This is a genomic window from Variovorax glucosi, assembly GCF_051216695.1.
Lineage (GTDB): Bacteria > Pseudomonadota > Gammaproteobacteria > Burkholderiales > Burkholderiaceae_C > Variovorax.
Genome location: NZ_JBPJZE010000001.1, coordinates 635888 through 660875, shown reverse-complemented (window position 1 = coordinate 660875; position 24988 = coordinate 635888). Strand labels below are relative to the sequence as shown.

The following is a 24988-nucleotide window of genomic DNA, read 5'->3' as shown; positions in this document are numbered from 1 at the left end:
TTGAAAAAGGGGCTATGTGGCCCCTTTTTTTGATCTGATTTTTTGAGTACGGAGAAATAACAATGGCTGCAATCACCGCAAGCATGGTCGGCGAACTGCGCGCTAAGACCGACGCGCCCATGATGGAATGCAAGAAGGCTCTCACCGAAGCCGAAGGCAACATGGAAAAGGCCGAAGAACTGCTGCGCATCAAGCTCGGCAACAAGGCCGGCAAGGCATCCGGTCGAATCACTGCCGAAGGCGTGGTTACTGCATTCGTCGACGGCGATGCAGGCGCGATGGTCGAGATCAACTGCGAAACCGACTTCGTCACCAAGAACGACAGCTTCCTGGCTCTGGCCAACGCTTCGGCCATGCTGGTCGCGAAGAACGATCCGGCCGATCTCGCTGCACTCGGCGCGATGCCATATGAACAGGACGGATTCGGTCCGACGCTCGAAGACGTGCGCAAGGGCCTGATCGGCAAGATCGGCGAGAACATGAGTTTCCGTCGTTTCAAGCGCTTCTCCGGCAACGGCAAGCTGGCCTCTTACCTGCATGGCACCCGCATCGGTGTGCTGGTCGAGTTCGAAGGCGACGATGCAGCCGCCAAGGACGTGGCGATGCACATCGCCGCCATGAAGCCGGTCGCGATCTCCAGTGCCGATGTGCCGAGCGACCTCATCGAGAAAGAGCGTGCAGTGGCTGCAGGCAAGGCAGAGGAAGACCGCAAGGTCGCCGAAGCCGCAGGCAAGCCGACGCAGCCAGCCGACATCGTTGCCAAGCGCATCGAAGGCGGCGTGCAGAAGTACCTCAAGGAAGTTTCGTTGCACAACCAGCCGTTCGTGAAGAACGACAAGCAGACCGTCGAGCAGATGCTCAAGGCTGCCAATTCGTCGATCAAGGGCTTTACGCTCTACGTCGTCGGCGAAGGTATCGAGAAGAAGGTCGACGACTTCGCTGCCGAAGTCGCCGCTCAGGTCGCAGCTGCCAAGGCTGCAGCCTGACAGCTCGAAACCAACCGGACGGCGTGCTCAGCGCGTCGTCCGATGCCGACGTCCAAGTCTTACACTCCCTCCCGCCATCCATTTCAAGGAAATTGTCCATGTCCGAAGCCCGCCCAGCCCACAAGCGAATCTTGCTGAAGCTGTCGGGGGAGGCGCTCATGGGTGACGATGCATTCGGCATCAACCGCGCCACGATCGTCCGCATGGTCGGTGAAGTGGCCGAGGTCGTGAACATGGGCGTGCAGGTGGCCGTCGTGATCGGCGGCGGCAACATTTTCCGCGGTGTCGCGGGAGGTTCGGTTGGAATGGACCGTGCCACGGCCGATTACATGGGCATGCTGGCCACCGTGATGAATTCGCTGGCGCTCGCCGATGCGATGAACAAGCAGGGCCTGATCCCGCGCGTGATGTCGGCCATCGCCATCGAACAGGTCGTCGAGCCTTACGTCCGCCCGAAGGCGCTTCAGTATCTCGAAGAGGGCAAGGTCGTGATCTTCGCGGCCGGCACGGGCAATCCGTTCTTCACGACAGACACGGCTGCAGCGCTGCGCGGGGCCGAAATCGGTGCCGAGCTGGTGCTCAAGGCGACCAAGGTCGACGGCGTCTATACGGCCGACCCGCAAAAGGACCCGACCGCGACACGCTACACGACGCTCTCGTTCGACGAGGCGATCGCCCGCAATCTCGGCATCATGGACGCCACGGCCTTTGCGCTGTGTCGCGATCAGAATCTGCCGATCAAGGTGTTCTCGATTCTCAAGAACGGTGCGCTCAAGCGTGTCGTGATGGGAGAGGACGAAGGCACGCTGGTGCATGCCTGAGGAGTAAAGACAATGACCATTGCTGACATTCGAAGTGCGACCGACGCGAAGATGAACCAGTCGCTCGCGGCTTTCCAGAACAACCTGACGAAGATCCGCACCGGCCGTGCCAATTCGGCGCTGCTGGACTCGATCCATGTCGACTACTACGGCTCGGCCGTGCCGTTGAGCCAGGTCGCCAACGTCTCGGTGCTCGATTCGCGCACGATCAGCGTTCAGCCCTGGGAAAAAGGCATGGGCGCGAAGATCGAGAAGGCCATCCGCGAAAGCGATCTCGGCCTGAACCCGGCGTCGATGGGAGATCTGATCCGCGTACCGCTTCCCGCGATGAGCGAAGAACGCCGCAAGGAGATGACGAAGCTGGTTCGCAACGAAGGCGAGACCGCCAAGATCGCGACCCGTAGCCTGCGTCGCGATGCCAACGAGTCGGTCAAGAAGCTGGTGAAGGACAAGCTGGCTTCCGAAGACGATCAGAAGCGCGCCGAAGCCGAGATCCAGAAAGTGACCGACCGGCATATCGCCGACATCGATCGCCTGGTGGTGGCCAAGGAAGCCGAGATCATGGCGGTCTGATGGCCGCGTTGCCGCCGGTTCCGCACCATATCGCCGTGGTCATGGACGGCAATGGCCGTTGGGCCACACGGCGCTTTCTGCCACGCATCGCGGGGCATAAGCAGGGTGTGGAATCTTTGCGCCGTTGCGTCAGGGCCTGCGGCGATCGGGGCGTCGGCGTGCTGACGGTCTTCGCGTTTTCGTCGGAGAACTGGAATCGCCCGGTCGAAGAGGTTTCCGGTCTCATGGACCTGATGGTCGGTGCCTTGGGGCGCGAGGTGCCGAAGCTTTCGGCCGATGGCGTGCAACTGCATTTCATCGGCGAGCGCGGCGGGCTGTCGGAAAAGATGCTGGCCGGTCTGCAGCAGGCGGAAGCCGCGACGGCGCACAACCGGAAACTGGTGCTGAATGTCTGCTTCAACTACGGCGGGCGCTGGGACATCGCACGCGCCGCGGCGCGGCTTGCCGAACGTGGTGCGGCCATGACCGAACAGAATCTCGATCGCGAAATGGCGCTGTCGCACGTCCCGGACCCGGACCTGTTCATCCGCACTGGCGGCGAGCAGCGCATGTCGAATTTTCTCCTGTGGCAGAGCGCTTACTCGGAGCTTTTCTTCAGCGACCGGCTATGGCCGGAATTCGATGAAGCCGCGCTGGACGAGGCGATTGCCGCTTACCAGAGCCGTGAGCGGCGCTTCGGAAAGACCTCTGCGCAGGTCGTTCCGCCGCGCGACCGTCATGACAGGCAGACCGCCTGATGCTCAAGCAGCGCATCATCACGGCGATCGTCCTGCTGGCGATCCTGCTACCCGCACTGTTCTATCCGTCTCCCGTTCCGTTCGCCGCAGTGATGCTGGTGCTGATCGGCGTGGCTGCCTGGGAATGGGGCAAGCTGAACGGCTTCGGGCAGCGCATGTCGGTATTCTTCGGCCTGGAAATGGTCGCTCTGTGCGGCTTTTCCTGGTGGCTCGGTCTGCTGGTGAAGCCGATGCTGCTGCTCTGGATCGTTGCCAGCGCTGCGTGGGTTCTGGGCGGCGCGGCATTGCTGCGCGGCGCAGTGCCCGGTTGGCCCAAGATCCCGCGTGGGTTGCGCCTGGTAGGCGGGCTGCTCGCACTATGGGTGGCCTGGTTGGCAGCCGTGCAGGCGCGCGCGGGCGGAATCAATTTTCTGCTGTCGATTCTCGTGCTCGTCTGGACAGCCGACGTCTGCGCGTATTTCGCGGGCAGGGCGTTCGGTCTCAGGTTCACGCGCAGCAAGCTGGCCCCTTCGATCAGTCCCGGCAAGAGCTGGGAAGGTGTCTGGGGCGGCATGGCAGGTGTCGTCGTCCTCGGCATTGCCTGGGTTGCAGCCGATGCCTCGGCACAGGCAACCGTCACGAGCCTCTACACGCGACTGGCCAACGTCGGCTGGTGGCTGTTGCTGCTGGGAATCGTCTTCATGACGGCGATAAGCGTGGTCGGCGATCTGGTCGAGTCGCTGGTCAAGCGCAGTGCGGGCGCCAAGGACAGCAGCAGCCTGCTGCCGGGTCACGGCGGCGTGCTGGACCGGATCGATGCACTGCTGCCGACGCTGCCGATCGCCATGATGCTGGCGTCGCTCGCCGCACATTGATCAGTTCTTGAAAACCGGGTGAGCAAGTTGAACAACGCCTGCAGGCAGCGCGTCACGGTGCTGGGCTCGACCGGATCGGTCGGCGCCAACACGCTCGATGTGATTGCACGACATCCGGATCGCTTCGAGGTTTTCGCGCTTTCCGCCGCCACCAAGGTCGACGAGATGCTGGCGCAATGCGCTAGGTTCTCGCCGCGTTTCGCCGTCATGGCGAGTGCTCCGCATGCGGCGCTGCTTGAAGAAAAGCTTCGGCAAGGCGATTTGCCGACACGCGTGCTGACGGGCGTCGGCGCTTTGGAAACCATCGCCTCGCACGAAGAAGTCGATGCGGTGATGGCAGCCATCGTCGGCGCCGCCGGGCTTGAACCGTGTCTCGCTGCGGCGCGTGCAGGCAAGCGGTTGCTGCTGGCGAACAAGGAAGCGCTGGTCGTCGGCGGCGACCTCTTCATGCGCACGGTGCGTGAGGGCGGCGCCACGCTGCTGCCGATCGACAGCGAACACTCCGCCATCTTCCAATCGCTTCCAGAAGATCCATCGACCTGGAAACAGCGCATCGACAAGATCATCCTCACGGCGTCCGGCGGACCGTTTCGCACGCGCAGGCCCGAAACGCTCGTCGACGTGACGCCGGAGGAAGCATGCGCGCATCCGAACTGGGTCATGGGACGCAAGATTTCGGTCGATTCCGCGACGATGATGAACAAGGCGCTCGAAGTGATCGAGGCACGTTTTCTCTTCGACGTGACCCCGGAGCAGATCGAGGTCGTGATCCATCCGCAGAGCGTCATTCATTCGATGGTCCAGTTCACCGATGCGTCCGTCATCGCGCAACTGGGCACACCCGACATGCGCGTGCCGATCGCCGTCGGCCTGGCTTGGCCGGACCGCGTCGAAAGCGGGGCAGGGCGTCTGGATTTCCGGCAGATGGGTGCGCTGACCTTCGACGCGCCCGACGCGGCACTCTTTCCGGGCCTCGCGCTTGCCTGGTCGACATTGCGGGCGGCGCCTGGCACCACGGCCGTGCTCAATGCCGCAAACGAGATCGCCGTGGAAGCATTTCTGGCACGTCGCCTTCGATTCGATCGCATTCATGCGGTCAACACGGAAACTTTGGACGCCGTCTCGCCTTCCAAGCCGTCATCGCTGGACGACCTGCTTGCAATCGATGCGGCGGCCCGGTCTGCCGCTCATGCAGCGGTGATGCGTTTCACGGTCTGATCTTCTCCACTCCATCGAGGTTGCTCGCATGCTCACTGTCGTTGCTTTCGTCGTCGCGCTGGGTTTGCTGATCGCCGTGCACGAGTACGGTCACTACCGCGTGGCCGTCGCCTGCGGCGTGAAGGTGCTTCGCTTCTCGGTCGGCTTCGGGAAGACGCTCTACCGCTGGAAACCGAAGAACCAGCGCGCCGGACAGGACACCGAATTCGTCATCGGCGCCTTCCCGCTGGGTGGTTACGTCAAGATGCTCGACGAGCGCGAAGGCAACGTCGCGGCCGAGGAACGGCATCTGGCCTTCAATACGCAACCGTTGCGTTCGCGTGCGGCTATCGTTGCAGCAGGACCGATAGCCAACCTTCTGCTCGCGATCGCGTTGTACTCGACCGTCAACTGGATCGGTGTCCAGGAGCCAGTGGCGGTTCTGGCGCGTCCGGTGGCGGCTTCGCTGGCCGAAGGCGCCGGCTTGCGTGGCGGCGAGCGCATCGTTCGCGCCGGTTTCGACGGCAATCTGGCATCGGTCGAGTCTTTCGAGGATCTGCGCTGGCGCATGACGCGCGGCGCGCTCGACGGCCGCGATCTGACGCTCGAGATCGCAGCCGATGCAGGCGCGACCCGCCGGGTCGTGCTGCCGCTGAGCCGCATCGAGACCCGGGACGCCGATGCGCAGATGTTTCGCAAGATCGGCGTGCTTTCGCCGATGACGCGTCCTGCGATCGGCGAACTGGTTGCCGGTGGAGCGGCCGACCGTGCAGGGCTGCGACAAGGCGATCTGGTGCGCAGCATCGGCGGCACGAACGTGATCGATGGCCAGCAATTGCGCGAACTCATACGCGCTTCGGTCGACGGTACGCAGGCACGCCGCCAGGCCTGGCAGATCGAACGCGACGGTCGTTCGATGGTCATCGACGTCTTGCCCGACGTGGCGGACGACGCCGGCGCCAAGGTCGGCCGCATCGGTGCCTATGTCGGCTCGCCGCCGGAGATGGTCACTGTCCGGCAGGGACCGATCGACGGCCTGTGGATGGGCGCTGTCCGTACCTGGGAGGTTTCGGCGCTCACTGCCAAGATGATGGGCAAGATGGTCATCGGCGAAGCATCGCTAAAAAACCTCAGCGGACCGCTCACCATCGCGGACTACGCGGGCAAGTCCGCAAGTCTCGGATTCACCCAGTATCTGATCTTCCTTGCGCTCATCAGCGTGAGTCTTGGCGTCCTCAACCTCATGCCGCTGCCGGTCCTCGATGGGGGGCACCTGATATATTATCTTTGGGAAGGTTTGACCGGCAAAAGCGTCTCCGACGCGTGGATGGAACGGTTTCAGCGCGGCGGCGTCGCGCTCTTGCTGGTGATGATGTCGATTGCACTTTTCAACGACGTTCACCGCCTTCTTGGTTAACTATCGCCGGCCTTTCATGCGCTGGCCCACTTCACACATGAACACAACAATCAATCGCTTCCGTCTGCGCAGCGTTGCAGCCGTGATCGCCAGCGCCCTGGCCGCAACGGCTGCCTGGGCAGTGGAGCCGTTCACGGTTCGAGACATTCGTGTCGAAGGTCTTCAGCGCGTCGAGCCGGGCACGATCTTCGCATCGATGCCCTTGCGCGTCGGCGACACCTACAGCGACGAGCGCGGCTCGGCTGCGATCCGCGCCCTGTTCGACCTCGGTCTCTTCAAGGACGTGCGGCTGGACGTGAGTGGCAACGTGCTGGTCGTGATCGTCGAGGAGCGGCCGACGGTCGCCGATGTCGACTTCGTCGGCGCCAAGGAATTCGACAAGGCGGCGCTGCAGAAGGCATTGCGCGAAGTGGGGCTTGCCGATGGCCGTCCGTACGACAAGGCGCTGGCGGATCGCGCCGAACAGGAACTCAAGCGCCAGTACATCAGCCGCAGCCTGTACAACGCCGAAGTGGTCACCACCGTAACGCCCATCGAGCGCAATCGCGTCAACCTGACCTTCACCGTGACCGAGGGCGAGCCTGCGCGCATTCGCGAAGTCCGCATCGTCGGCAACAAGGCGTTCAGCGAATCGACGTTGCTCGACCTGTTCGACCAGGACAGCGGCGGCTGGATGAGCTGGTACACCAAGTCGAACCAGTATTCGCGCACCAAGCTCAATGCCGACCTGGAGACGGTGCGTTCGTACTATTTGCGCCGCGGCTATCTCGAGTTCCGCATCGACTCCACGCAAGTCGCGATCTCCCCCGACCGGCAGGACCTGACGGTGACCGTCAACGTCACCGAAGGCGAAAAGTTCACGGTCGCCGGCGTCAAGCTCGACGGCAACTATCTGGGCCGCGAAGAAGAGTTCAAGTCGCTGGTGACCATCAAGCCGGGCGAGCCCTACAACGGCGAACAGATCACGGCGACAACGAAGGCATTCACCGACTATTTCGGCACTTTCGGCTATGCGTTCGCACGTGTCGAAGCGCGTCCGGACATCGATCGCACCAACAACCGCGTGACGATCGCCATGCAGGCCGAACCGGCGCGGCGCGTGTACGTGCGTCGGCTGGCCGTCGGCGGCAACAACCGCACCCGGGACGAAGTCGTGCGACGCGAATTCCGCCAGTACGAGGCATCCTGGTATGACGGCGACAAGATCAAGCTGTCGCGCGACCGTGTCGACCGTCTCGGCTTCTTTACAGAGGTCAACGTAGATACCCAGGAAGTGCCAGGTTCACCCGACCAGGTCGACCTCACGGTGACGGTGGTCGAGAAACCGACCGGTTCGCTGCAATTGGGCGCAGGCTTCTCGAGCGCCGACAAGGTTTCCCTGACTTTCGGCATCTCGCAGGAAAACGTCTTCGGCACCGGCAACTTCCTGGGCCTGCAGGTGAACACCAGCAAGTACTACCGCACGATTTCGCTCACGGCGACCGATCCCTATTTCACCAAGGACGGAATTTCGCGCACGTTCAGCGTCTTCCATCAGACGACGCGTCCGTACTACACGCAGGACGGCGACTATTCGCTGGTCAGCGAGGGTGGCTCGGTCAAGTTCGGCGTGCCGTTCAGCGAAGTCGATACGGTGTTCTTCGGCGCCGGGCTGGAGCGGTTCAACTTCAAGCCGGGAACCATCGTCGCAGCCAATACGCCGCAGGCGTATCGCGACTATTTCGGCTGTCAGGTCAACGCGGCCGGCATCATCTCCAGTTGCCAGGACGACAGCAAATGGGGCTTGCCGTTGACCATAGGCTGGGCACGCGACGACCGGGATAGCGCGCTTGTGCCGACGACCGGTCGTTTGCAGCGCGCCAACGTCGAATGGGGTGTCGGTGGCGACCTGAAGTACGTGAAGACGAGTTACCAGGCCCAGCAGTATTTCCCGTTGAGCAAGCAATACACCCTGGCACTGAACGGCGAGCTGGGTTACGGCAAGGCCTTGAACAACACGACTTATCCGATCTTCAAGAATTTCTACGCTGGCGGCCTGGGTTCGATTCGCGGCTTCGAGCAGAACTCGCTCGGCCCGCGCGATTCGGTGACCGAAGCGGCGCTCGGCGGTACGCGCAAGGCTATCTTCAACGTTGAAATGAGCACGCCGTTCCCGGGTGCCGGCAATGACCGGACATTGCGCCTGTACGGCTTCTTCGACGTCGGCAACGTGTTCACGGAGCGGTCGACGCAAAGCGATGCGCAGTGGAAGGCCCAGCAGAAGCTGCGAGCTTCGGTCGGCGTCGGCATCAGCTGGATCTCGCCGCTCGGACCTTTGCGTGTCGCACTGGCGAAGCCGGTGCGCTCACAAAAGGAGGACGATTTGTCCGACCCGGCCCATCCGATCTACAAAGATAGAATGCAAAGCTTCCAATTTCAGATCGGAACATCGTTCTAATGACTCATTCGTTCCGTTTCGCGGGCGCGCTGCTGGTTCCGTTTTTCGCGCTGATTTCCGTGCCGGCTCATGCCCAGGCGCAGGAAACTTTCCGCATCGGTTTCGTCAATCCGGACCGCGTTTTGCGCGAGGCTCAGCCAGCGAAGGCCGCGCAGGCAAAGCTCGAATCCGAGTTCCTGAAGCGCGAGAAGGACGTTGCAGGGCAGGGCGAAGCGGTGAAAGTCGCTTCCGAGAAGTTCGAACGCGAAGCGCCGACGCTGTCCGAAAGCCAGCGTGCCACTCGGCAGCGGGCTCTGGTCGACCAGGATCGCGAGTTCCAGCGCAAGCGCCGGGAGTTCCAGGAAGACCTGAACGCTCGCAAGAACGAAGAGCTCCAGCAGGTTTACGACCGTGCAAATCGCGTGGTCAAGCAGGTCGCCGAGGCCGAGAAGTACGACGCCATCCTTCAGGAAGCGATCTACATCAATCCGAAGCATGACATCACCGACAAGGTGATCAAGGCTCTCAACAGCTCTACGGCTTCTGCGCCTGCCGCAGCGGCCAGCAAGTAAGATCGCATCCGCGGTCGCTGGTGTCGCGTGTCACTGACGCTCCGCGCGATCGTCGACGCCCTGGGTGGTGAGCTCCACGGTGTCGACAGCGTCTGCATCGAACGGCTTGCACCGCTACAGACGGCAACGCCGGAATCGCTCAGTTTTCTGAGCCATCCCAAATACCGCAAGGAACTGGCAGCTTCACAGGCAGCTTGCGTCATCGTTTCGCCGGCCATGCAGGAAGCGGCCATCGCGCGGGGCGCTTGCATCGTCGTCGCAGATCCGTATCTCTACTTCGCTCGACTGACGCAACTGTGGAAGCGCGCGCATGAGCGACCTTCGCCAGCGCGCATCCATCCCAGCGCGGTGATCGATGCAGAAGCGCAGGTCGATGAAACGGCCTATGTCGGTGCGCTCTGCGTCGTGGAACGCGGCGCTCGAATCGGAGCGGGCACGGTGTTGAAGTCGCGCGTCACCGTCAGCGAGGACTGCGTCATTGGTGCGCGCTGCCTGCTGCATCCGGGCGTGGTGGTCGGTGCGGACGGATTCGGGCTGGCGCCGTCGAACGGCACCTGGGTCAAGATTGAGCAACTGGGTGCGGTGCGCATCGGCGACGACGTCGAGATCGGCGCCAACACCTGTATAGACCGAGGTGCGCTCGAAGACACCGTCATCGAAGACGGCGTCAAGCTGGACAACCTGATCCAGATCGGCCACAACGTGCACATCGGCAAGCACACGGCGATGGCGGGTTGCGTGGGTGTGGCGGGGAGTGCCGTCATCGGGGCGCATTGCACGGTCGGCGGCGGCGCCATCGTGCTCGGACATCTGATGCTGGCCGATGGCGTCCACATATCTGCGGCGACGGTCGTCACGCGCTCCATTCACAAGCCGGGTCAATACACCGGCATGTTTCCCATCGACGACAATGCCGCCTGGGAAAAAAACGCCGCCACGCTCAAACAATTGCACAGTCTGCGTGACCGGCTCAAAGCGCTCGAAAAAAAAGACGATGCAGGATAGAAAAAACATGACGACGCTCGACATTCACCAGATTCTCAAACTGCTTCCGCACCGCTATCCGTTCCTGCTCGTCGATCGCGTGCTCGAGATGGAAAAAGGAAAGAGCATCAAGGCGCTCAAGAACGTCACGATGAACGAGCCGTTCTTCAACGGCCACTTCCCGCATCGCCCGGTGATGCCTGGCGTGCTGATGCTCGAAGCCATGGCGCAGGCGGCTGCGCTGCTGTCTTTCCATTCGCTCGACATCGTGCCGGACGACAACACTGTTTATTACTTCGCGGCAATCGACGGCGCGCGGTTCAAGCGGCCAGTGGAGCCGGGCGATCAGTTGACGCTGGAAGTCGAGATCGATCGTATGAAGGCCGGCATCTCGAAGTTCAAGGGCCGCGCGCTCGTCGGCACCGAACTCGCTTGCGAGGCGACATTGATGTGCGCCATGCGCCAGATCAACTGATCCCGCGGCGCACGACAGCATGACGCAGATCCATGCGACGGCGCTTGTCGATCCGCAGGCGCAGATCGATCCTACGGTGTCGATCGGACCGTTTTCGGTGATCGGGCCGCACGTGAAGATTGCGGCCGGAACGACGGTAGCGGCACACTGCGTGATCGAAGGCCGCACGACGATCGGACACGACAACCGCATCTTCCAGTTCTCTTCGCTCGGCGCAGTGCCGCAGGACAAGAAATACGCAGGTGAGCCGACCGAGTTGATCATCGGCGACCGCAACACGATCCGCGAGTTCTGCACGTTCAATCTGGGTGTGCCCGGAGCTGGAGGCGTGACGCGCGTCGGCGACGACAACTGGATCATGGCGTACACCCACATCGCCCACGATTGCCGCGTTGGCAACCACACCACGCTGGCCAACAACACGACGCTGGCAGGCCATGTCGAGCTCGGCGACTGGGTGCTGATCGGCGGGCTGACCGGCATCCATCAGTTCGTGAAGATCGGTGCGCATGCGATGGTCGGTTTTGCGAGCGCCGTGTCGCAGGATGTACCGCCGTTCATGCTGGTCGACGGCAACCCGCTGCAGGTTCGCGGCTTTCATCAGGTCGGCTTGCGTCGCCGCGAATTTTCGGCCGCAAGAATCGGAGCGGTCAAACAGATGCACAAACTGCTTTACCGGCAGGGACGCACGCTGGAAGACGCACGCACAGCCATCGACGAGCTCGCGCTCGAAGTGCCGGATGCGGCAGGCGATGTCGCGCTGATGAGCGATTTCCTCGGCAGCAGCACACGCGGCATCGCGCGCTGAGGCGATGGTATCGACGGAAGACAGACGGCGCTTTGCGCTGGTTGCCGGCGAGCCATCGGGCGATTTGCTGGCCGGTCTCCTGCTGGACGGTCTGAACGCACGGTGGCCCGGCGCCGAAACCGCAGGCATCGGCGGTCCTCGGATGCTGGCGCGCGGATTCGAAAGCTGGTGGCCGCAAGAAAAACTGGCGGTGCGCGGTTACGTCGAGGTGCTTCGGCATTACGCGGAAATCGCCGGTATCCGACGCAAGCTCAAAGCCCGTCTGCTGCGCGAGTGGCCGGATCTTTTCATCGGTGTCGACGCGCCGGATTTCAATCTCGACCTCGAAGCCGGCCTGCGCAGTCGCGGCATCAAGACGGTGCATTTCGTCTGTCCGTCGATCTGGGCGTGGCGCGCCGACCGTATCGAAAAAATCCGTGCTGCGGCCGATCACGTGCTGTGCATCTTTCCGTTCGAGCCGGCTATTCTTGCGGAGCAGGGCGTTCCCGCGACCTACGTCGGTCATCCGGTCGCGAACGTGATCCCGCAGGTGCCGGATCGCGCCGCAGCGCGCATCGCGCTCGGGTTGCCCGCAGATGCACCCGTCGTCGCGCTGCTCCCCGGCAGTCGGCGCTCGGAGGTTCGTGCGCTGGCGGCACGATTTTTCGCTGCTGCTGCCTCGATGCGCGAGCAGATGCCCGACCTCCGTTTCGTGACACCGGTGATCCCCGGGTTGCGCGCCGAGATCGAAGCGCTGCTGCAGGCCAGCGAAATTGCCGGTCATGTCGACCTGGTCGACGGGCAATCGCACACCGTGCTGGCCGCCTGCGATGCCACGCTGATCGCGAGCGGTACGGCGACGCTCGAAGCGGCGCTGTTCAAGCGGCCGATGGTCATCGCCTACAACATGAACCGCGTCTCCTGGCACCTGATGCACCGCCAGCAACTGCAGCCGTGGGTTGGCCTTCCGAACATACTTTGCCGGGAGTTCGTCGTGCCGGAGTTGCTGCAGGAAGCCGCGACACCGGCTGCGCTGGCCGAAGCCACGTTGGACTGGTTTCGCGCGCCGGAAAAAGTCGCGGCGCTGCAGCAACGCTTCACCCTGCTGCACGACGAGTTGCGGCGCGACACGCCCACACTGTGTGCCGATGCGATCCAGAACGTTCTTGAAGGCTGAGCAGGCGGCATTGCTTTGGGACGCGCCGGGCTTGCTCGCGGGCGTCGACGAAGCAGGCCGCGGTCCGCTGGCCGGGCCGGTCGTGGCCGCGGCCGTGATCCTCGACGATCGGCGTCCGATCCGCGGACTTGCCGACTCCAAGACGCTGACCGCGCTGCAGCGCGATCGCCTCAACGAGCGCATCCTGGAGCGCGCGCTGTGCTGCTCCATCGCACAGGCCACGGTCGAGGAGATCGACACGCACAACATCCTGCAGGCGACCATGATCGCGATGCGGCGCGCCGTCGAAGGTCTGCGGCTCAAGCCCGCGAAGGTGCTGGTCGACGGCAATCGCCTGCCCAAACTCGATGTGCTGGCCGAAGCCATCGTCAGGGGCGACTCGCGCGTGAAGGCGATTTCTGCCGCATCGATCATTGCCAAGGTGCACCGCGACAAGCTGTGTCAGGCGCTGCACGACGAATTTCCGCAATACGGTTTCGCCGGTCACAAAGGCTACGGAACGCGCGAGCATCTCGAGGCGCTGGTCCTGCATGGCGCCTGCTACCACCATCGACGCTCGTTCAGCCCTGTGGCGGCTGCGTTCGCGCGGATGGCAGCGCAAGCGGTTTCCGTGAACATGCCGCAGCCGATCGGCGTCACGCTGACCGGCAGCGACGGTGTCCAATGCCAGGTTTGGGTACAACAATGACCATTTCAGAACCCACCGTCATCAGTTCGCGCGACAACCCGTTGCTCAAGGAACTGCGCAAGCTGGCGCAGGACCCGGGCGCCTATCGAAAGCTCGGCCGCATCTGGCTCGAGGGCGACCATCTCTGCCGCGCAGCGATGGCGCGCGCCGTGCGGCCGGCGATGGCTGTTTTCTCGGAATCCTTCTGGGCCATGTCGCGCTTCGAATGGGCCGAAGCGGCTGAGGCTGCGGACAAGACGGTGATCGTCGCCGATGCACTCCTGGCTGGTGTCAGCGGACTCGAATCCCCGGCGCCGATGGGCTTCGTGCTGCACCTGCCAATGCGGCCGGATCTGATTCCCGATGCGCCAACCGTGGTGCTGGACCGATTGCAGGACGCCGGCAACGTCGGGTCGATCCTGCGCAGCGCGGGAGCTTTCGGTTTCACGCAGATCGTCGCGCTCAAGGGCACGGCAGCGCTGTGGGCGCCGAAAGTGCTGCGTGCAGGCATGGGCGCACATTTCGGTCTGCAACTGATCGAAGGCGTCGAAGCCGACGCGCTCGATGCGCTGACCGTGCCGATGGTTGCCACCAGTTCGCATCAGGGCGAATGGCTGCATCGCGCGACATTGCCGTATCCGTGCGCCTGGTTGATGGGACATGAAGGGCAGGGCGTTTCTGCAGCGCTGGAAGCGCGTGCCAGCCACCGCATCCGCATCGCGCAGCCGGGCGGCGAGGAATCGCTCAACGTTGCCGCCGCCGCTGCGATTTGCCTGCATGCAAGCGCAGTATCGGTAGAAACGTGAATAACGCCCGGTTATAATCAGCGGCTTTCCCGCTCATACCCCGCCCACAGCGCACGCAAGTCAATCTTTCGACGAAAGCCGCAACCTTCCGAAAACCTGTTTTCGGGAATCTTGGTTCGCTTTGGGCGTCATCCATCCGGAGAACCCAGTGCTTTTGTCTCTCAAGGGATCTTTCCCGCCCGCCATACTGGCGCTCGCAGACGGCACGGTCTTTCTCGGCACCTCGATTGGAGCCACCGGCTCCACAGCCGGCGAAACGGTGTTCAACACCTCCATGACCGGCTACCAGGAAATCCTCACCGACCCCAGCTATTGCCAGCAGATCGTGACCCTCACGTATCCGCACATCGGCAACTACGGCGTCAACGAGGAAGACGTCGAGGCCGACAAGATCCATGCCGCAGGCCTGATCATCAAGGACCTGCCGCTCGTCGCTTCCAATTTCCGCAAGACCGCCACGCTCAACGAGTATCTGGTGCGCGGCAATACGGTCGCCATCGCCGATATCGACACCCGCAAGCTGACACGCCATCTGCGTGAAAAAGGCGCGCAGAACGGCGCCATCATCGGCCTGGCACAAGGCGAAACCGTGACGCAGACCCGCATCGACGAAGCCATTGCCGCAGCCAAGGCCGCACCGAGCATGGCCGGCCTCGATCTGGCGAAGTTCGTGTCGGTCAAGAAGACCTACGAGTGGACGCAGACCGAATGGAAGCTCGGCGCCGGCTACGGCGTGCAGATCACGCCGCAGTTCCACGTCGTCGCCTTCGATTACGGCGTCAAGAAGAACATCCTGCGCATGATCGCGCAGCGCGGCGCGCGCATCACGGTGGTGCCGGCGCAGACGCCCGCCGCCGATGTGCTCAAGCTCAAGCCGGACGGTATCTTCCTGGCCAACGGCCCGGGCGATCCGGAGCCGTGCGACTACGCGATTGCCGCGGTCAGGGAACTGATCGAAACAGGCATCCCGACCTTCGGCATCTGCCTGGGTCACCAGATCATGGCGCTTGCTTCGGGCGCCAAGACCTTCAAGATGAAGTTCGGCCACCACGGCGCGAATCATCCGGTGAAGGACCTGGACGACGGCCGCGTCAGCATCACGAGCCAGAACCACGGTTTCGCAGTCGACGAAAAGTCGCTGCCGGCCAATCTGCGTCCGACGCACATCAGCCTGTTCGACAACACGCTGCAGGGCCTGGCGCGCACCGACAAGCCGGCTTTCTGCTTCCAGGGTCATCCGGAAGCATCGCCGGGGCCGCACGATATCGGCTACCTTTTCGACCGCTTCACGGCGCTCATGGAAACGCACAAAGCAGGGAAGAAGAATGCCTAAGCGCACAGACCTCAAGAGCATCCTCATCATCGGCGCCGGCCCGATCATCATCGGTCAGGCCTGCGAGTTCGATTACTCCGGCGTACAGGCCTGCAAGGCGTTGCGCGAGGAGGGCTACAAGGTCATCCTGATCAACAGCAATCCCGCGACGATCATGACCGACCCGGCCACCGCCGACGTCACCTATATCGAGCCGATCACCTGGCAGACGGTCGAGAAGATCATCGCCAAGGAGCGTCCCGATGCGATCCTGCCGACGATGGGCGGCCAGACCGCGCTCAATTGTGCGCTCGACCTCTGGCATCACAAGGTGCTCGACAAGTACACCGGCGGCGCGACCGGCAAGCCGATCGAGCTGATCGGCGCTACGCCGGAAGCCATCGACAAGGCCGAAGACCGCCTGAAGTTCAAGGACGCGATGACCAAGATCGGCCTGGGCTCGGCCCGGTCGGGCATCGCGCATTCGATGCAAGAGGCGTGGGCGGTGCAGAAGGTGATGGGCTTTCCGACCGTGATTCGCCCGAGCTTCACGCTCGGCGGCACCGGCGGCGGCATCGCCTACAACCCGGAGGAATTCGAGACGATCTGCAAGCGCGGTCTGGAAGCCTCGCCGACCAACGAACTGCTCATCGAAGAGTCGCTGCTCGGCTGGAAAGAGTACGAGATGGAAGTAGTTCGCGACAAGGCGGACAACTGCATCATCGTCTGCTCGATCGAGAATCTGGACCCGATGGGCGTGCACACCGGCGACTCGATCACCGTGGCTCCCGCGCAGACCCTGAGCGACAAGGAATACCAGATCCTTCGCAACGCCTCGCTGGCCGTGCTGCGCGAGATCGGCGTCGACACCGGCGGTTCGAACGTGCAGTTCTCCATCAACCCGAAGGACGGCCGCATGGTCGTCATCGAGATGAATCCGCGCGTTTCGCGCTCGTCGGCGCTGGCGTCGAAGGCGACCGGTTTCCCGATCGCTAAGGTTGCGGCCAAGCTGGCCATCGGCTACACGCTCGACGAACTGCGCAACGAGATCACCGGCGGCGCGACCCCGGCGTCTTTCGAGCCGTCGATCGATTACGTCGTTACCAAAATCCCGCGTTTCGCGTTCGAAAAATTCCCGCAGGCCGACTCGCGTCTCACGACGCAGATGAAGTCGGTCGGCGAAGTGATGGCGATGGGCCGCACCTTCCAGGAATCTTTCCAGAAGGCGCTGCGCGGATTGGAAGTCGGCGTCGATGGACTGAACGAGAAGACGCAGGACCGCGAAGTGCTCGAGAAGGAACTTGGCGAGCCCGGTCCGGAGCGTATCTGGTACGTCGGCGATGCTTTCGCCATGGGCCTGAGCGTCGACGAAGTGTTCGCGCTGACCAAGATCGATCCGTGGTTCCTGGTGCAGATCGAGGAGATCGTGAAGATCGAACTCGAACTGGAGACGAAGTCCCTCGACGACATCGGCAAGGACACGCTGCTGGCGCTCAAGAAGAAGGGTTTCTCGGACCGTCGTCTGGCTTTCCATCTGAAGACCACCGACACCGCCATTCGCGAAAAGCGCCGCGCGCTGGGCGTGCGCCCGGTCTACAAGCGCGTCGACACCTGCGCGGCAGAGTTCTCGACCAACACCGCCTACATGTATTCGACCTACGAGGACGAGTGCGAGGCGGCGCCGACGAACAACAAGAAGATCATGGTGCTCGGCGGCGGCCCTAACCGGATCGGCCAGGGCATCGAGTTCGACTACTGCTGCGTCCACGCCGCACTTGCGATGCGCGAAGACGGCTACGAGACCATCATGGTCAACTGCAATCCAGAGACGGTTTCGACCGACTACGACACCTCCGACCGTCTGTATTTCGAGCCGCTGACGCTCGAAGACGTGCTGGAGATCGTCGACAAGGAAAAGCCGCTCGGCGTGATCGTGCAGTACGGCGGCCAGACGCCGTTGAAGCTTGCGCTCGACCTCGAAGCCAACGGCGTGCCGATCATCGGCACTTCGCCGGACATGATCGACGCTGCCGAAGACCGCGAACGCTTCCAGCAACTGCTGCACAAGCTCGGCCTGCGCCAGCCGCCGAACGCGACCGCGCGCGCCGAACCCGAGGCTCTCGAAAAAGCCGCTGCTCTCGGCTATCCGCTGGTCGTCCGCCCAAGCTATGTGCTTGGTGGCCGCGCAATGGAAATCGTGCACGAGCAGCGCGATCTCGAGCGCTACATGCGCGAAGCGGTCAAGGTCAGCAACGATTCGCCGGTGCTGCTCGATCGCTTCCTGAACGACGCCGTCGAATGCGACGTCGACTGCATCCGCGATGCCGAAGGCGGCACGCTGATCGGCGGCGTGATGGAGCACATCGAACAGGCCGGCGTGCATTCGGGCGACTCGGCATGCTCGCTGCCGCCGTATTCGCTGTCGGCGGAAACGATCGCCGAACTCAAGCGCCAGAGCGCCGCGATGGCCGAAGCGCTGAATGTGGTCGGTCTGATGAACGTGCAGTTCGCCATCCAGCAGAAGGACGGCAAGGACGTCATCTACGTGCTGGAAGTGAACCCGCGCGCATCGCGCACCGTGCCTTACGTGAGCAAGGCGACCGGCATCCAGCTGGCTAAGGTTGCGGCGCGCTGCATGGCAGGCCAGTCGTTGAAGTCGCAGGGCATGACGAAGGAAGTCACGCCGCCGTATTTCAGCGTCAAGGAAGCCGTGTTCCCGTTCGTGAAATTCCCGGGCGTGGACACCATCCTCGGCCCCGAGATGAAGTCGACCGGCGAAGTGATGGGCGTGGGCAAGACCTTCGGCGAAGCTTTCGTGAAGTCGCAGCTCGGCGCCGGCACGGTGTTGCCGAAGTCGGGCAAGGTCTTCATTTCGGTGAAGAACAACGACAAGGCGCGCGCCGTCGAGGTCGCTCGCGGACTGGCCAAGCTCGGCTTCGAGCTGATCGCCACCAAGGGCACGCTGGCTGCGATGACTGCCGCGGGCATCGCCTGCAAGCCGGTCAACAAGGTCACCGAAGGCCGTCCGCACATCGTCGACATGATCAAGAACAAGGAAATCGCCCTGGTGATCAACACGGTCGAAGAGCGCCGCAACGCGATCACCGATTCGCGCCAGATCCGAACGTCGGCACTGGCGGCGCGCGTGACGACGTACACGACGATCTTCGGTGCCGAAGCTGCCGTCGAAGGCATGCAGCACCTGGATGAGCTGGGCGTGATCTCGGTACAGGAAATGCACGCGCAACTCGCCGAGCAGCTGGCGAAGGCCTGAGGCGCTGAACGTGTCGGGGCAGGATTCCGCGATGGACTCGCAAATCGTCGAACTCGCCCTTGCCGACTGGAACAGCGCGACGCCGAACCAGGACTGGATCGCGGCGCTGGAAGCCGGCAAGGTGCTGTTTTTCCCGAGTCTGGCGTTCGCGCTGCAGCCGCAGGAGAAGCGGCTGCTGACGCCGACCGTGCTGGCGCCCGACGTTCGCAACATCAGCCTGGATGCTGAAGGTCGTCTCAAGGGCGTGGTTGGCGATGCCGACCTGCAGCGCGACATAGCTGCAATGGTCGGACGTTTCCGGAGCCAGGCGCAAGCGCTCATCGACGGTCTGCTGCCGCACTACACGCAGGCGCTGCGTTCGGCGCCGACCAGTTACCGTCCGGTGCAGGTCGAGACGCGCACGCAATCCTGGCGCGCCGACGACAAGCGCATGCACATCGATGCGTTTCCGTCGCGGCCCAATTACGGCGAGCGCATCCTGCGCGTGTTCACGAACGTCAATCCCGACGGCGTGGCGCGTACATGGCGGGTCGGCGAGCCTTTCGAATCCGTGGCCAGGCGTTTTCTATCGCGCGCCAAGCCGTATGTGCGCTGGCAGGCGCGTGTCCTGCGCGCCCTGCGCGTGACGAAATCGCTGCGCAGCGAATACGACCATCTGATGCTTCAGCTGCACGACGCGATGAAGTCCGATGCGGACTATCAGAAGAACGGCCCGCAACAAGCCGTGCAGTTTCCGCCCGGCACGGTGTGGGTCTGCTTTTCCGACCAGACGCCGCATGCGGTGATGTCGGGCCAGTACATGCTCGAGCAGACGCTTCATCTGCCCGCGGCAAGGCAATACAATCCCGAATCGAGCCCGCTCGCCGTCCTGAGCCGGCTCACCGGACGAACACTCGTCTGAGTTTCACACCCCACATGCACCGCCGAACGGCAGCGTTCGGCGGTTTCGTTTTATGGAGAACAGAACCATGGCAAACACCATTCCCGTCACCAAGCGCGGTGCAGAAAAGCTGCGCGAAGAACTTCATCGCCTGAAGACCGTCGACCGTCCCTGGGTCATCAACGCGATCTCCGAGGCGCGCGCGCAAGGCGACCTGAGCGAAAACGCCGAGTACGAGGTCGCGAAAGACCGCCAGGGCTTCATCGAAGGCCGCATCCAGGAAGTCGAAGGCAAGCTGTCGGCTGCGCAGATCATCGATCCGACCGAGCTGGACGCCGGCGGCAAGATCGTCTTCGGGACGACCGTCGATCTGGAAGATGAAGACAGCGGCGACGCCGTCACTTACCAGATCGTCGGCGAGGACGAGGCAGACATCAAGGTCGGTCGCGTCAATATCTCCAGCCCGATCGCGCGCGCGCTGATCGGCAAGGAAGAGGGCGACACGGCCGAAGTGCAGGCGCCGGGCGGCCTCAAGCGCTACGAGATCGTGGCCGTGCGCTACGTCGCCTGAAAGCGATGAGCGCCGTGAAGGATCGCATCGCGCTCATGCTGGCCGCTCTCTGGTGGGGCAGCCTGACGACGATCGGTTTCCTGGTCGTGCCGATGCTGTTCGCTCGACTCGGCAATCCTTCCGTTGCCGGTAATTTCGCCGGTCAGCTGTTCGCTGCCCAGACCTGGATCGCGATCGGCTGCGGGCTGGTGCTGATCATCTATTTCCGCACCAAGGGCGACCAGGGCTTCAGCAAGCCGGTGCTGGCCGGTCTGTTTCTGGTGCTGATCGCGCTTCTGCTCGCCCTGCTGCAGCAATACGCCATTGCGCCGCGCATCCTCGCGCGCGACAACCTGAAGTTGTGGCATTCGGTGGGCAGCGGGATGTATCTGGTGCAGTGGGCCTGCGTCGGCGTCCTGCTTTGGCGGATGGCCAAGCCGGCGGCTTGAAGCCGTACGGCGTCCGAGGCTCAGGCAGCCCAGAAGCGCGAGATCCATCGAGCGGGCCGGATGAACCGGAACGCACGATTGCGCCGCCCCGCCAGCGCATCCGGCGGATTGCATTCGCCGTGGAACACCACGATGCGCGCACCTTCGGGAACGAAGGGCTCGCGCCAATAGTTCGTAGGCCATGCGGGAATTCCGTGGTACTTGAAGCTCGGGCACCATGCGTCCGGCCAATACGACAGCTTTCCCTGCTTGTGCAGAAAATCCGAGAGATAGGCCTGCTCGTTGCGGAATTCCTTCTGCACCGCATCCATGTTGGCCCGAAAGTGCGCCAGCACGTCCGAATGCGCACCGAGTTCGAAGCGATAGACCGACGAGTTGCCTGTGATCCGCTCGCGTCGCCAGGGTCTCGCATAGTCGTGAATGATCAGGAATTCGCCTGGCTGCGTGAAGAACGCATCCAGACTGCCGACGATGACGACATCGAGATCGACGAACAGAGCTGTCCCGCGCAAGCCGTGGAGGTCTCGCTCGAAGGTCGTCAGCTTCTTCCAGGCACGGTCGGCCTTGCCCGGCGCGATTTCCAGATCGAGCGTCGGAATGGGGCGGCACTGGACTTCACTGCGGATGCCGCGTGTGTCGTCGGTAAGGCAGACGAAATTGAACCTGCCTTTCAAATTGCGCCGCACCATCGCGTAGAGCCGATTGACGTACTCGGGACCGTACTTCGTGCCCCATTTCATGCAGAGCACGTGCCGTTGCGGCTTTTCAGCCTGCGCGGTCGGCATCCTCAGTCGGCCTGATTGCGCTTCTTCGCAGACAGCGGTCGCTTCGGCTTGGCGCGCTTGATGGAGCCACCCGGCGTCAGGCGCTGGTTGCCCAGGACGCGCAAGGTCTTGATTTCCGGGCGCTGACCGCCGCGTTTGCTGTACTTGAGAACCTTGACGTCGCGCGGGCCGGGCATGCGGTCTTCGTCGACCACGCGCTCTTTCTCGACCTTCGGTCGCCAGAGAACGAGCAGTTTGCCGATGTGCTGGATCGGCGCGGCGTCGAGTTCGTCGGCAAGGGTTCGGAGCATCGCTTCGCGGGCGAGCCGGTCGTCGGAGAAGACGCGAACCTTGATCAGGCCGTGGGCCTTGAGTGCGGATTCGGCTTCTTTCTTGACAGCCGGGGTGAGCCCGTCGCCACCGACCATGACGATCGGATCGAGGTGATGGGCGTCGGCACGGTGCACTTTGCGCTGCGCGGGGGTAAGTTGAATGGCTGGCATCCTCGTATTATCGAGGCGAATGAAAGTTAAGACCCAAAGCAAGAAGGTGAACAAGGCGTGGTTGAACGACCACGTGAACGACACCTACGTCAAATTGGCTGCGCGGGAGGGCTACCGCGCGCGTGCCGCATACAAGCTGAAGGAGATCGACGAAGCCTTCGGATTGATCAAGCCCGGCCATCTCGTCGTCGACCTGGGCTCGACGCCCGGCGCCTGGAGCCAGTACATCCGCCGCCGCATGTCGCCGGACGGCGCTGCAACGGGCGCGCTCGACGGCACGATCATCGCGCTCGATCTGCTGCCGATGGAGCCGGTCGAGGGCGTGCTGTTCCTGCAGGGAGACTTCCGGGAGCCGGAGATGCTGACGCGTCTCACGGACGCCATGGGCGGGCGCAAGGCGGACATCGTGGTTTCCGACATGGCGCCGAACATTTCCGGCATCCACTCGGCGGATGCCGCCCGAATCGCGCATCTGGTCGAACTGGCGATCGATTTTGCACAGCACCACATGAAGCCGGAAGGTGCGCTGGTGACCAAGCTCTTTCACGGCGGCGCCTATGCCGAGCTCACGGCGCTCTTCAAAGCGAATTTCCGCACCGTCAAACCCTACAAACCCAAATCGTCACGCGACAAGTCTGCGGAAACTTTCATGGTGGGTGTCGGGCTCAAACCCGGCGCCTAGGCCGGATTCATCCAAACCCGTGCCCCTCCTGTGGCTGCTCCAAGCGAATGAAGCAGTTTCGCAGCTTGAAAAGCCTAAAATAGACGTCAATTGCGTGATCTCGGTGCGTTTTCACTTTCGTGTCACGTGCTTTTGACTGGAGCTTCGTTTGAATAATCAGTGGTTTTCTAAAGTTGCCGTTTGGCTTGTCATTGCGATGGTGTTGTTCACTGTGTTCAAACAGTTCGACACCCGCAGTGCAGCCGGCTCCGGCGCCGTCGGTTATTCCGACTTCCTCGAGGAAGTCAGGGGTAATCGCATCAAGAGCGCAACCATCCAGGAAGGCCAGGGCGGTAGCGAGATCGTGGCGATCACCAACGACGATCGCCGCATCCGCACCACCGCCACCTACCTCGACCGCGGTCTCGTCGGCGACCTGATCGCCAACAACGTCAAGTTCGACGTCAAGCCGCGCGAAGAAGGCTCGCTCCTCATGACGCTGCTGGTCAGCTGGGGGCCGATGTTGCTGTTGATCGGTGTGTGGGTGTATTTCATGCGGCAGATGCAGGGTGGCGGCAAGGGCGGTGCATTCAGCTTCGGCAAGAGCAAGGCCCGCATGCTGGACGAGAACACCAACTCCGTCACTTTCGCCGACGTTGCAGGCTGCGACGAGGCCAAGGAAGAAGTGAAGGAAGTCGTCGACTTCCTGAAAGACCCGGCACGCTTCCAGAAGCTCGGCGGACGCATTCCGCGCGGTCTCCTGCTGGTCGGCCCTCCCGGTACCGGCAAGACGCTGCTGGCAAAGTCGATCGCTGGCGAAGCCAAGGTTCCGTTCTTCTCGATTTCCGGTTCGGACTTCGTTGAAATGTTCGTCGGTGTCGGTGCGGCCCGTGTGCGCGACATGTTCGAGAACGCCAAGAAGAATGCGCCCTGCATCATCTTCATCGATGAAATCGACGCAGTCGGCCGTCAGCGCGGCGCAGGTCTCGGTGGCGGTAACGACGAACGCGAGCAGACGCTCAACCAGATGCTGGTCGAGATGGACGGTTTCGAGACCAATCTCGGCGTGATCGTGGTCGCTGCGACCAACCGTCCGGATATCCTGGATGCCGCTCTGCTGCGTCCGGGCCGTTTCGACCGTCAGGTCTACGTCACGCTGCCGGACATCCGCGGTCGCGAACAGATCCTGAACGTGCACATGCGCAAGGTCCCGCTCGGCCAGGACGTGAACCCGAGCGTCATCGCTCGTGGTACGCCGGGCATGTCCGGCGCCGACTTGGCCAACCTGTGCAACGAAGCTGCGCTGATGGCTGCTCGCCGCAATGCGCGCGTCGTCGAGATGCAGGACTTCGAAAAGGCCAAGGACAAGATCTTCATGGGCCCGGAGCGCAAGAGCATGGTCATGCCCGAGGAAGAGCGTCGCAACACCGCGTACCACGAGTCCGGCCACGCGCTGCTCGGCAAGCTGCTGCCAAAGTGCGACCCGGTCCACAAGGTCACGATCATTCCGCGCGGCCGTGCGCTCGGCGTGACGATGAGCCTGCCTGCGCAAGATCGCTACAGCTACGACCGCGACTACATGCTGAACCAGATCAGCATGCTGTTCGGTGGCCGTATCGCCGAAGAGGTGTTCATGCACCAGATGACGACCGGCGCCAGCAACGACTTCGAACGCGCAACGCAGATCGCTCGCGACATGGTGACGCGTTATGGCATGACCGAATCGCTTGGCCCGATGGTCTATGCCGAGAATGAAGGCGAAGTGTTCCTGGGCCGCTCGGTGACCAAGACCACCAACATGAGCGAGCAGACCATGGAAAAGGTCGACTCCGAAGTGCGCCGCATCATCGACGAGCAGTACGCCCTGGCGCGTCGCCTGATCGAAGACAACAGCGACAAGATGCACGCAATGGCCAAGGCCTTGCTCGAATGGGAAACCATCGATACGGAGCAGCTCGACGACATCATGGCTGGCCGTGCACCGCGCCCGCCAAAGGACTGGACGCCACGTATTCCGCCGTCCAATACCGGTGGCGGCAGTGGCGGCACGCCGGCGGTCAATACCGATCCTGCACCGACAGCGGCTTGATCGGACGACTCAGAATAAACGGGGCCTTGGCCCCGTT

Annotated in this window: 24 protein-coding genes; 22 read left to right on the top strand and 2 right to left on the bottom strand. The window is 62.8% G+C overall.

The window, feature by feature from the left end:
* The first annotated feature begins 62 nt into the window (after positions 1–62).
* The 20 genes from tsf to ACSFA3_RS03105 all read left to right on the top strand — a co-directional run bounded on the left by tsf (position 63) and on the right by ACSFA3_RS03105 (position 20934).
* A complete protein-coding gene (gene tsf, locus ACSFA3_RS03200) occupies positions 63–986 on the top strand; it encodes a translation elongation factor Ts (protein WP_435503946.1) in 924 nt (307 codons plus the stop codon).
* Between the two features lie 98 nt (positions 987–1084).
* Positions 1085–1807, top strand: coding sequence for a UMP kinase (gene pyrH, locus ACSFA3_RS03195; protein WP_435503945.1), 723 nt, complete (start codon positions 1085–1087; stop codon positions 1805–1807).
* Positions 1808–1819: 12 nt separating this feature from the next.
* Positions 1820–2380, top strand: coding sequence for a ribosome recycling factor (gene frr / locus ACSFA3_RS03190; protein WP_435503944.1), 561 nt, complete (start codon positions 1820–1822; stop codon positions 2378–2380).
* Positions 2380–3117: a polyprenyl diphosphate synthase gene (gene uppS / locus ACSFA3_RS03185; protein ID WP_435503943.1), complete on the top strand. Its 738-nt coding sequence runs from the start codon at positions 2380–2382 to the stop codon at positions 3115–3117. The genes frr and uppS overlap by 1 nt, the downstream gene beginning before the upstream one ends.
* Complete coding sequence (locus ACSFA3_RS03180; protein WP_435503942.1) at positions 3117–3971, top strand: phosphatidate cytidylyltransferase; 855 nt, start codon at positions 3117–3119, stop codon at positions 3969–3971. Before uppS ends, ACSFA3_RS03180 begins: the two co-directional genes overlap by 1 nt.
* A 27-nt stretch (positions 3972–3998) precedes the next feature.
* Positions 3999–5189 carry a 1-deoxy-D-xylulose-5-phosphate reductoisomerase gene (gene ispC / locus ACSFA3_RS03175; RefSeq protein WP_435504946.1) on the top strand — a complete coding sequence of 397 codons (1191 nt, stop codon included), beginning with the start codon at positions 3999–4001 and terminating at the stop codon, positions 5187–5189.
* Between the two features lie 28 nt (positions 5190–5217).
* Complete coding sequence (gene rseP, locus ACSFA3_RS03170; protein ID WP_435503941.1) at positions 5218–6585, top strand: RIP metalloprotease RseP; 1368 nt, start codon at positions 5218–5220, stop codon at positions 6583–6585.
* A gap of 37 nt (positions 6586–6622) precedes the next feature.
* Entirely contained in the window at positions 6623–9022 is a 2400-nt protein-coding gene (bamA, locus tag ACSFA3_RS03165; protein ID WP_435503940.1) for an outer membrane protein assembly factor BamA, read from the top strand.
* On the top strand, positions 9022–9573 hold the full coding sequence (locus ACSFA3_RS03160) for an OmpH/Skp family outer membrane protein (RefSeq protein ID WP_435503939.1): 552 nt from the start codon (positions 9022–9024) through the stop codon (positions 9571–9573). Before bamA ends, ACSFA3_RS03160 begins: the two co-directional genes overlap by 1 nt.
* A gap of 27 nt (positions 9574–9600) precedes the next feature.
* Positions 9601–10578: a UDP-3-O-(3-hydroxymyristoyl)glucosamine N-acyltransferase gene (gene lpxD, locus ACSFA3_RS03155; protein ID WP_435503938.1), complete on the top strand. Its 978-nt coding sequence runs from the start codon at positions 9601–9603 to the stop codon at positions 10576–10578.
* A gap of 7 nt (positions 10579–10585) precedes the next feature.
* A complete protein-coding gene (gene fabZ / locus ACSFA3_RS03150; RefSeq protein ID WP_435503937.1) occupies positions 10586–11032 on the top strand; it encodes a 3-hydroxyacyl-ACP dehydratase FabZ in 447 nt (148 codons plus the stop codon).
* A 19-nt stretch (positions 11033–11051) separates the two neighbouring features.
* Entirely contained in the window at positions 11052–11840 is a 789-nt protein-coding gene (gene lpxA, locus ACSFA3_RS03145) for an acyl-ACP--UDP-N-acetylglucosamine O-acyltransferase (RefSeq protein WP_435503936.1), read from the top strand.
* A 4-nt stretch (positions 11841–11844) separates the two neighbouring features.
* Positions 11845–12996, top strand: coding sequence for a lipid-A-disaccharide synthase (gene lpxB / locus ACSFA3_RS03140; protein ID WP_435503935.1), 1152 nt, complete (start codon positions 11845–11847; stop codon positions 12994–12996).
* Positions 12968–13684, top strand: coding sequence for a ribonuclease HII (rnhB, locus tag ACSFA3_RS03135; protein ID WP_435503934.1), 717 nt, complete (start codon positions 12968–12970; stop codon positions 13682–13684). The genes lpxB and rnhB overlap by 29 nt, the downstream gene beginning before the upstream one ends.
* On the top strand, positions 13681–14469 hold the full coding sequence (locus ACSFA3_RS03130) for a TrmH family RNA methyltransferase (protein ID WP_435503933.1): 789 nt from the start codon (positions 13681–13683) through the stop codon (positions 14467–14469). Before rnhB ends, ACSFA3_RS03130 begins: the two co-directional genes overlap by 4 nt.
* A 148-nt stretch (positions 14470–14617) precedes the next feature.
* Positions 14618–15802 carry a glutamine-hydrolyzing carbamoyl-phosphate synthase small subunit gene (gene carA, locus ACSFA3_RS03125; RefSeq protein ID WP_435503932.1) on the top strand — a complete coding sequence of 395 codons (1185 nt, stop codon included), beginning with the start codon at positions 14618–14620 and terminating at the stop codon, positions 15800–15802.
* Positions 15795–19055: a carbamoyl-phosphate synthase large subunit gene (gene carB / locus ACSFA3_RS03120; protein ID WP_435503931.1), complete on the top strand. Its 3261-nt coding sequence runs from the start codon at positions 15795–15797 to the stop codon at positions 19053–19055. The genes carA and carB overlap by 8 nt, the downstream gene beginning before the upstream one ends.
* A 31-nt stretch (positions 19056–19086) precedes the next feature.
* Positions 19087–19956, top strand: coding sequence for a Kdo hydroxylase KdoO (locus ACSFA3_RS03115; RefSeq protein WP_435503930.1), 870 nt, complete (start codon positions 19087–19089; stop codon positions 19954–19956).
* Positions 19957–20023: 67 nt separating this feature from the next.
* Complete coding sequence (gene greA / locus ACSFA3_RS03110; protein WP_435503929.1) at positions 20024–20506, top strand: transcription elongation factor GreA; 483 nt, start codon at positions 20024–20026, stop codon at positions 20504–20506.
* Between the two features lie 5 nt (positions 20507–20511).
* Positions 20512–20934 carry a DUF4149 domain-containing protein gene (locus ACSFA3_RS03105; RefSeq protein WP_435503928.1) on the top strand — a complete coding sequence of 141 codons (423 nt, stop codon included), beginning with the start codon at positions 20512–20514 and terminating at the stop codon, positions 20932–20934.
* 20 nt (positions 20935–20954) lie between these two features.
* On the opposite strand, the gene ACSFA3_RS03100 is transcribed toward ACSFA3_RS03105, so the two are convergent.
* Both ACSFA3_RS03100 and ACSFA3_RS03095 read right to left on the bottom strand, forming a co-directional pair.
* On the bottom strand, positions 20955–21719 hold the full coding sequence (locus ACSFA3_RS03100; protein WP_435503927.1) for a glycosyltransferase: 765 nt from the start codon (positions 21717–21719) through the stop codon (positions 20955–20957).
* A gap of 2 nt (positions 21720–21721) precedes the next feature.
* Complete coding sequence (locus tag ACSFA3_RS03095) at positions 21722–22201, bottom strand: YhbY family RNA-binding protein (protein WP_435503926.1); 480 nt, start codon at positions 22199–22201, stop codon at positions 21722–21724.
* A 19-nt stretch (positions 22202–22220) separates the two neighbouring features.
* Here ACSFA3_RS03095 and ACSFA3_RS03090 point away from each other — a divergent pair, with 19 nt between their 5' ends.
* Entirely contained in the window at positions 22221–22883 is a 663-nt protein-coding gene (locus ACSFA3_RS03090; protein WP_435503925.1) for an RlmE family RNA methyltransferase, read from the top strand.
* A 148-nt stretch (positions 22884–23031) separates the two neighbouring features.
* Entirely contained in the window at positions 23032–24951 is a 1920-nt protein-coding gene (ftsH, locus tag ACSFA3_RS03085; protein ID WP_435503924.1) for an ATP-dependent zinc metalloprotease FtsH, read from the top strand.
* Positions 24952–24988: the final 37 nt, after the last annotated feature.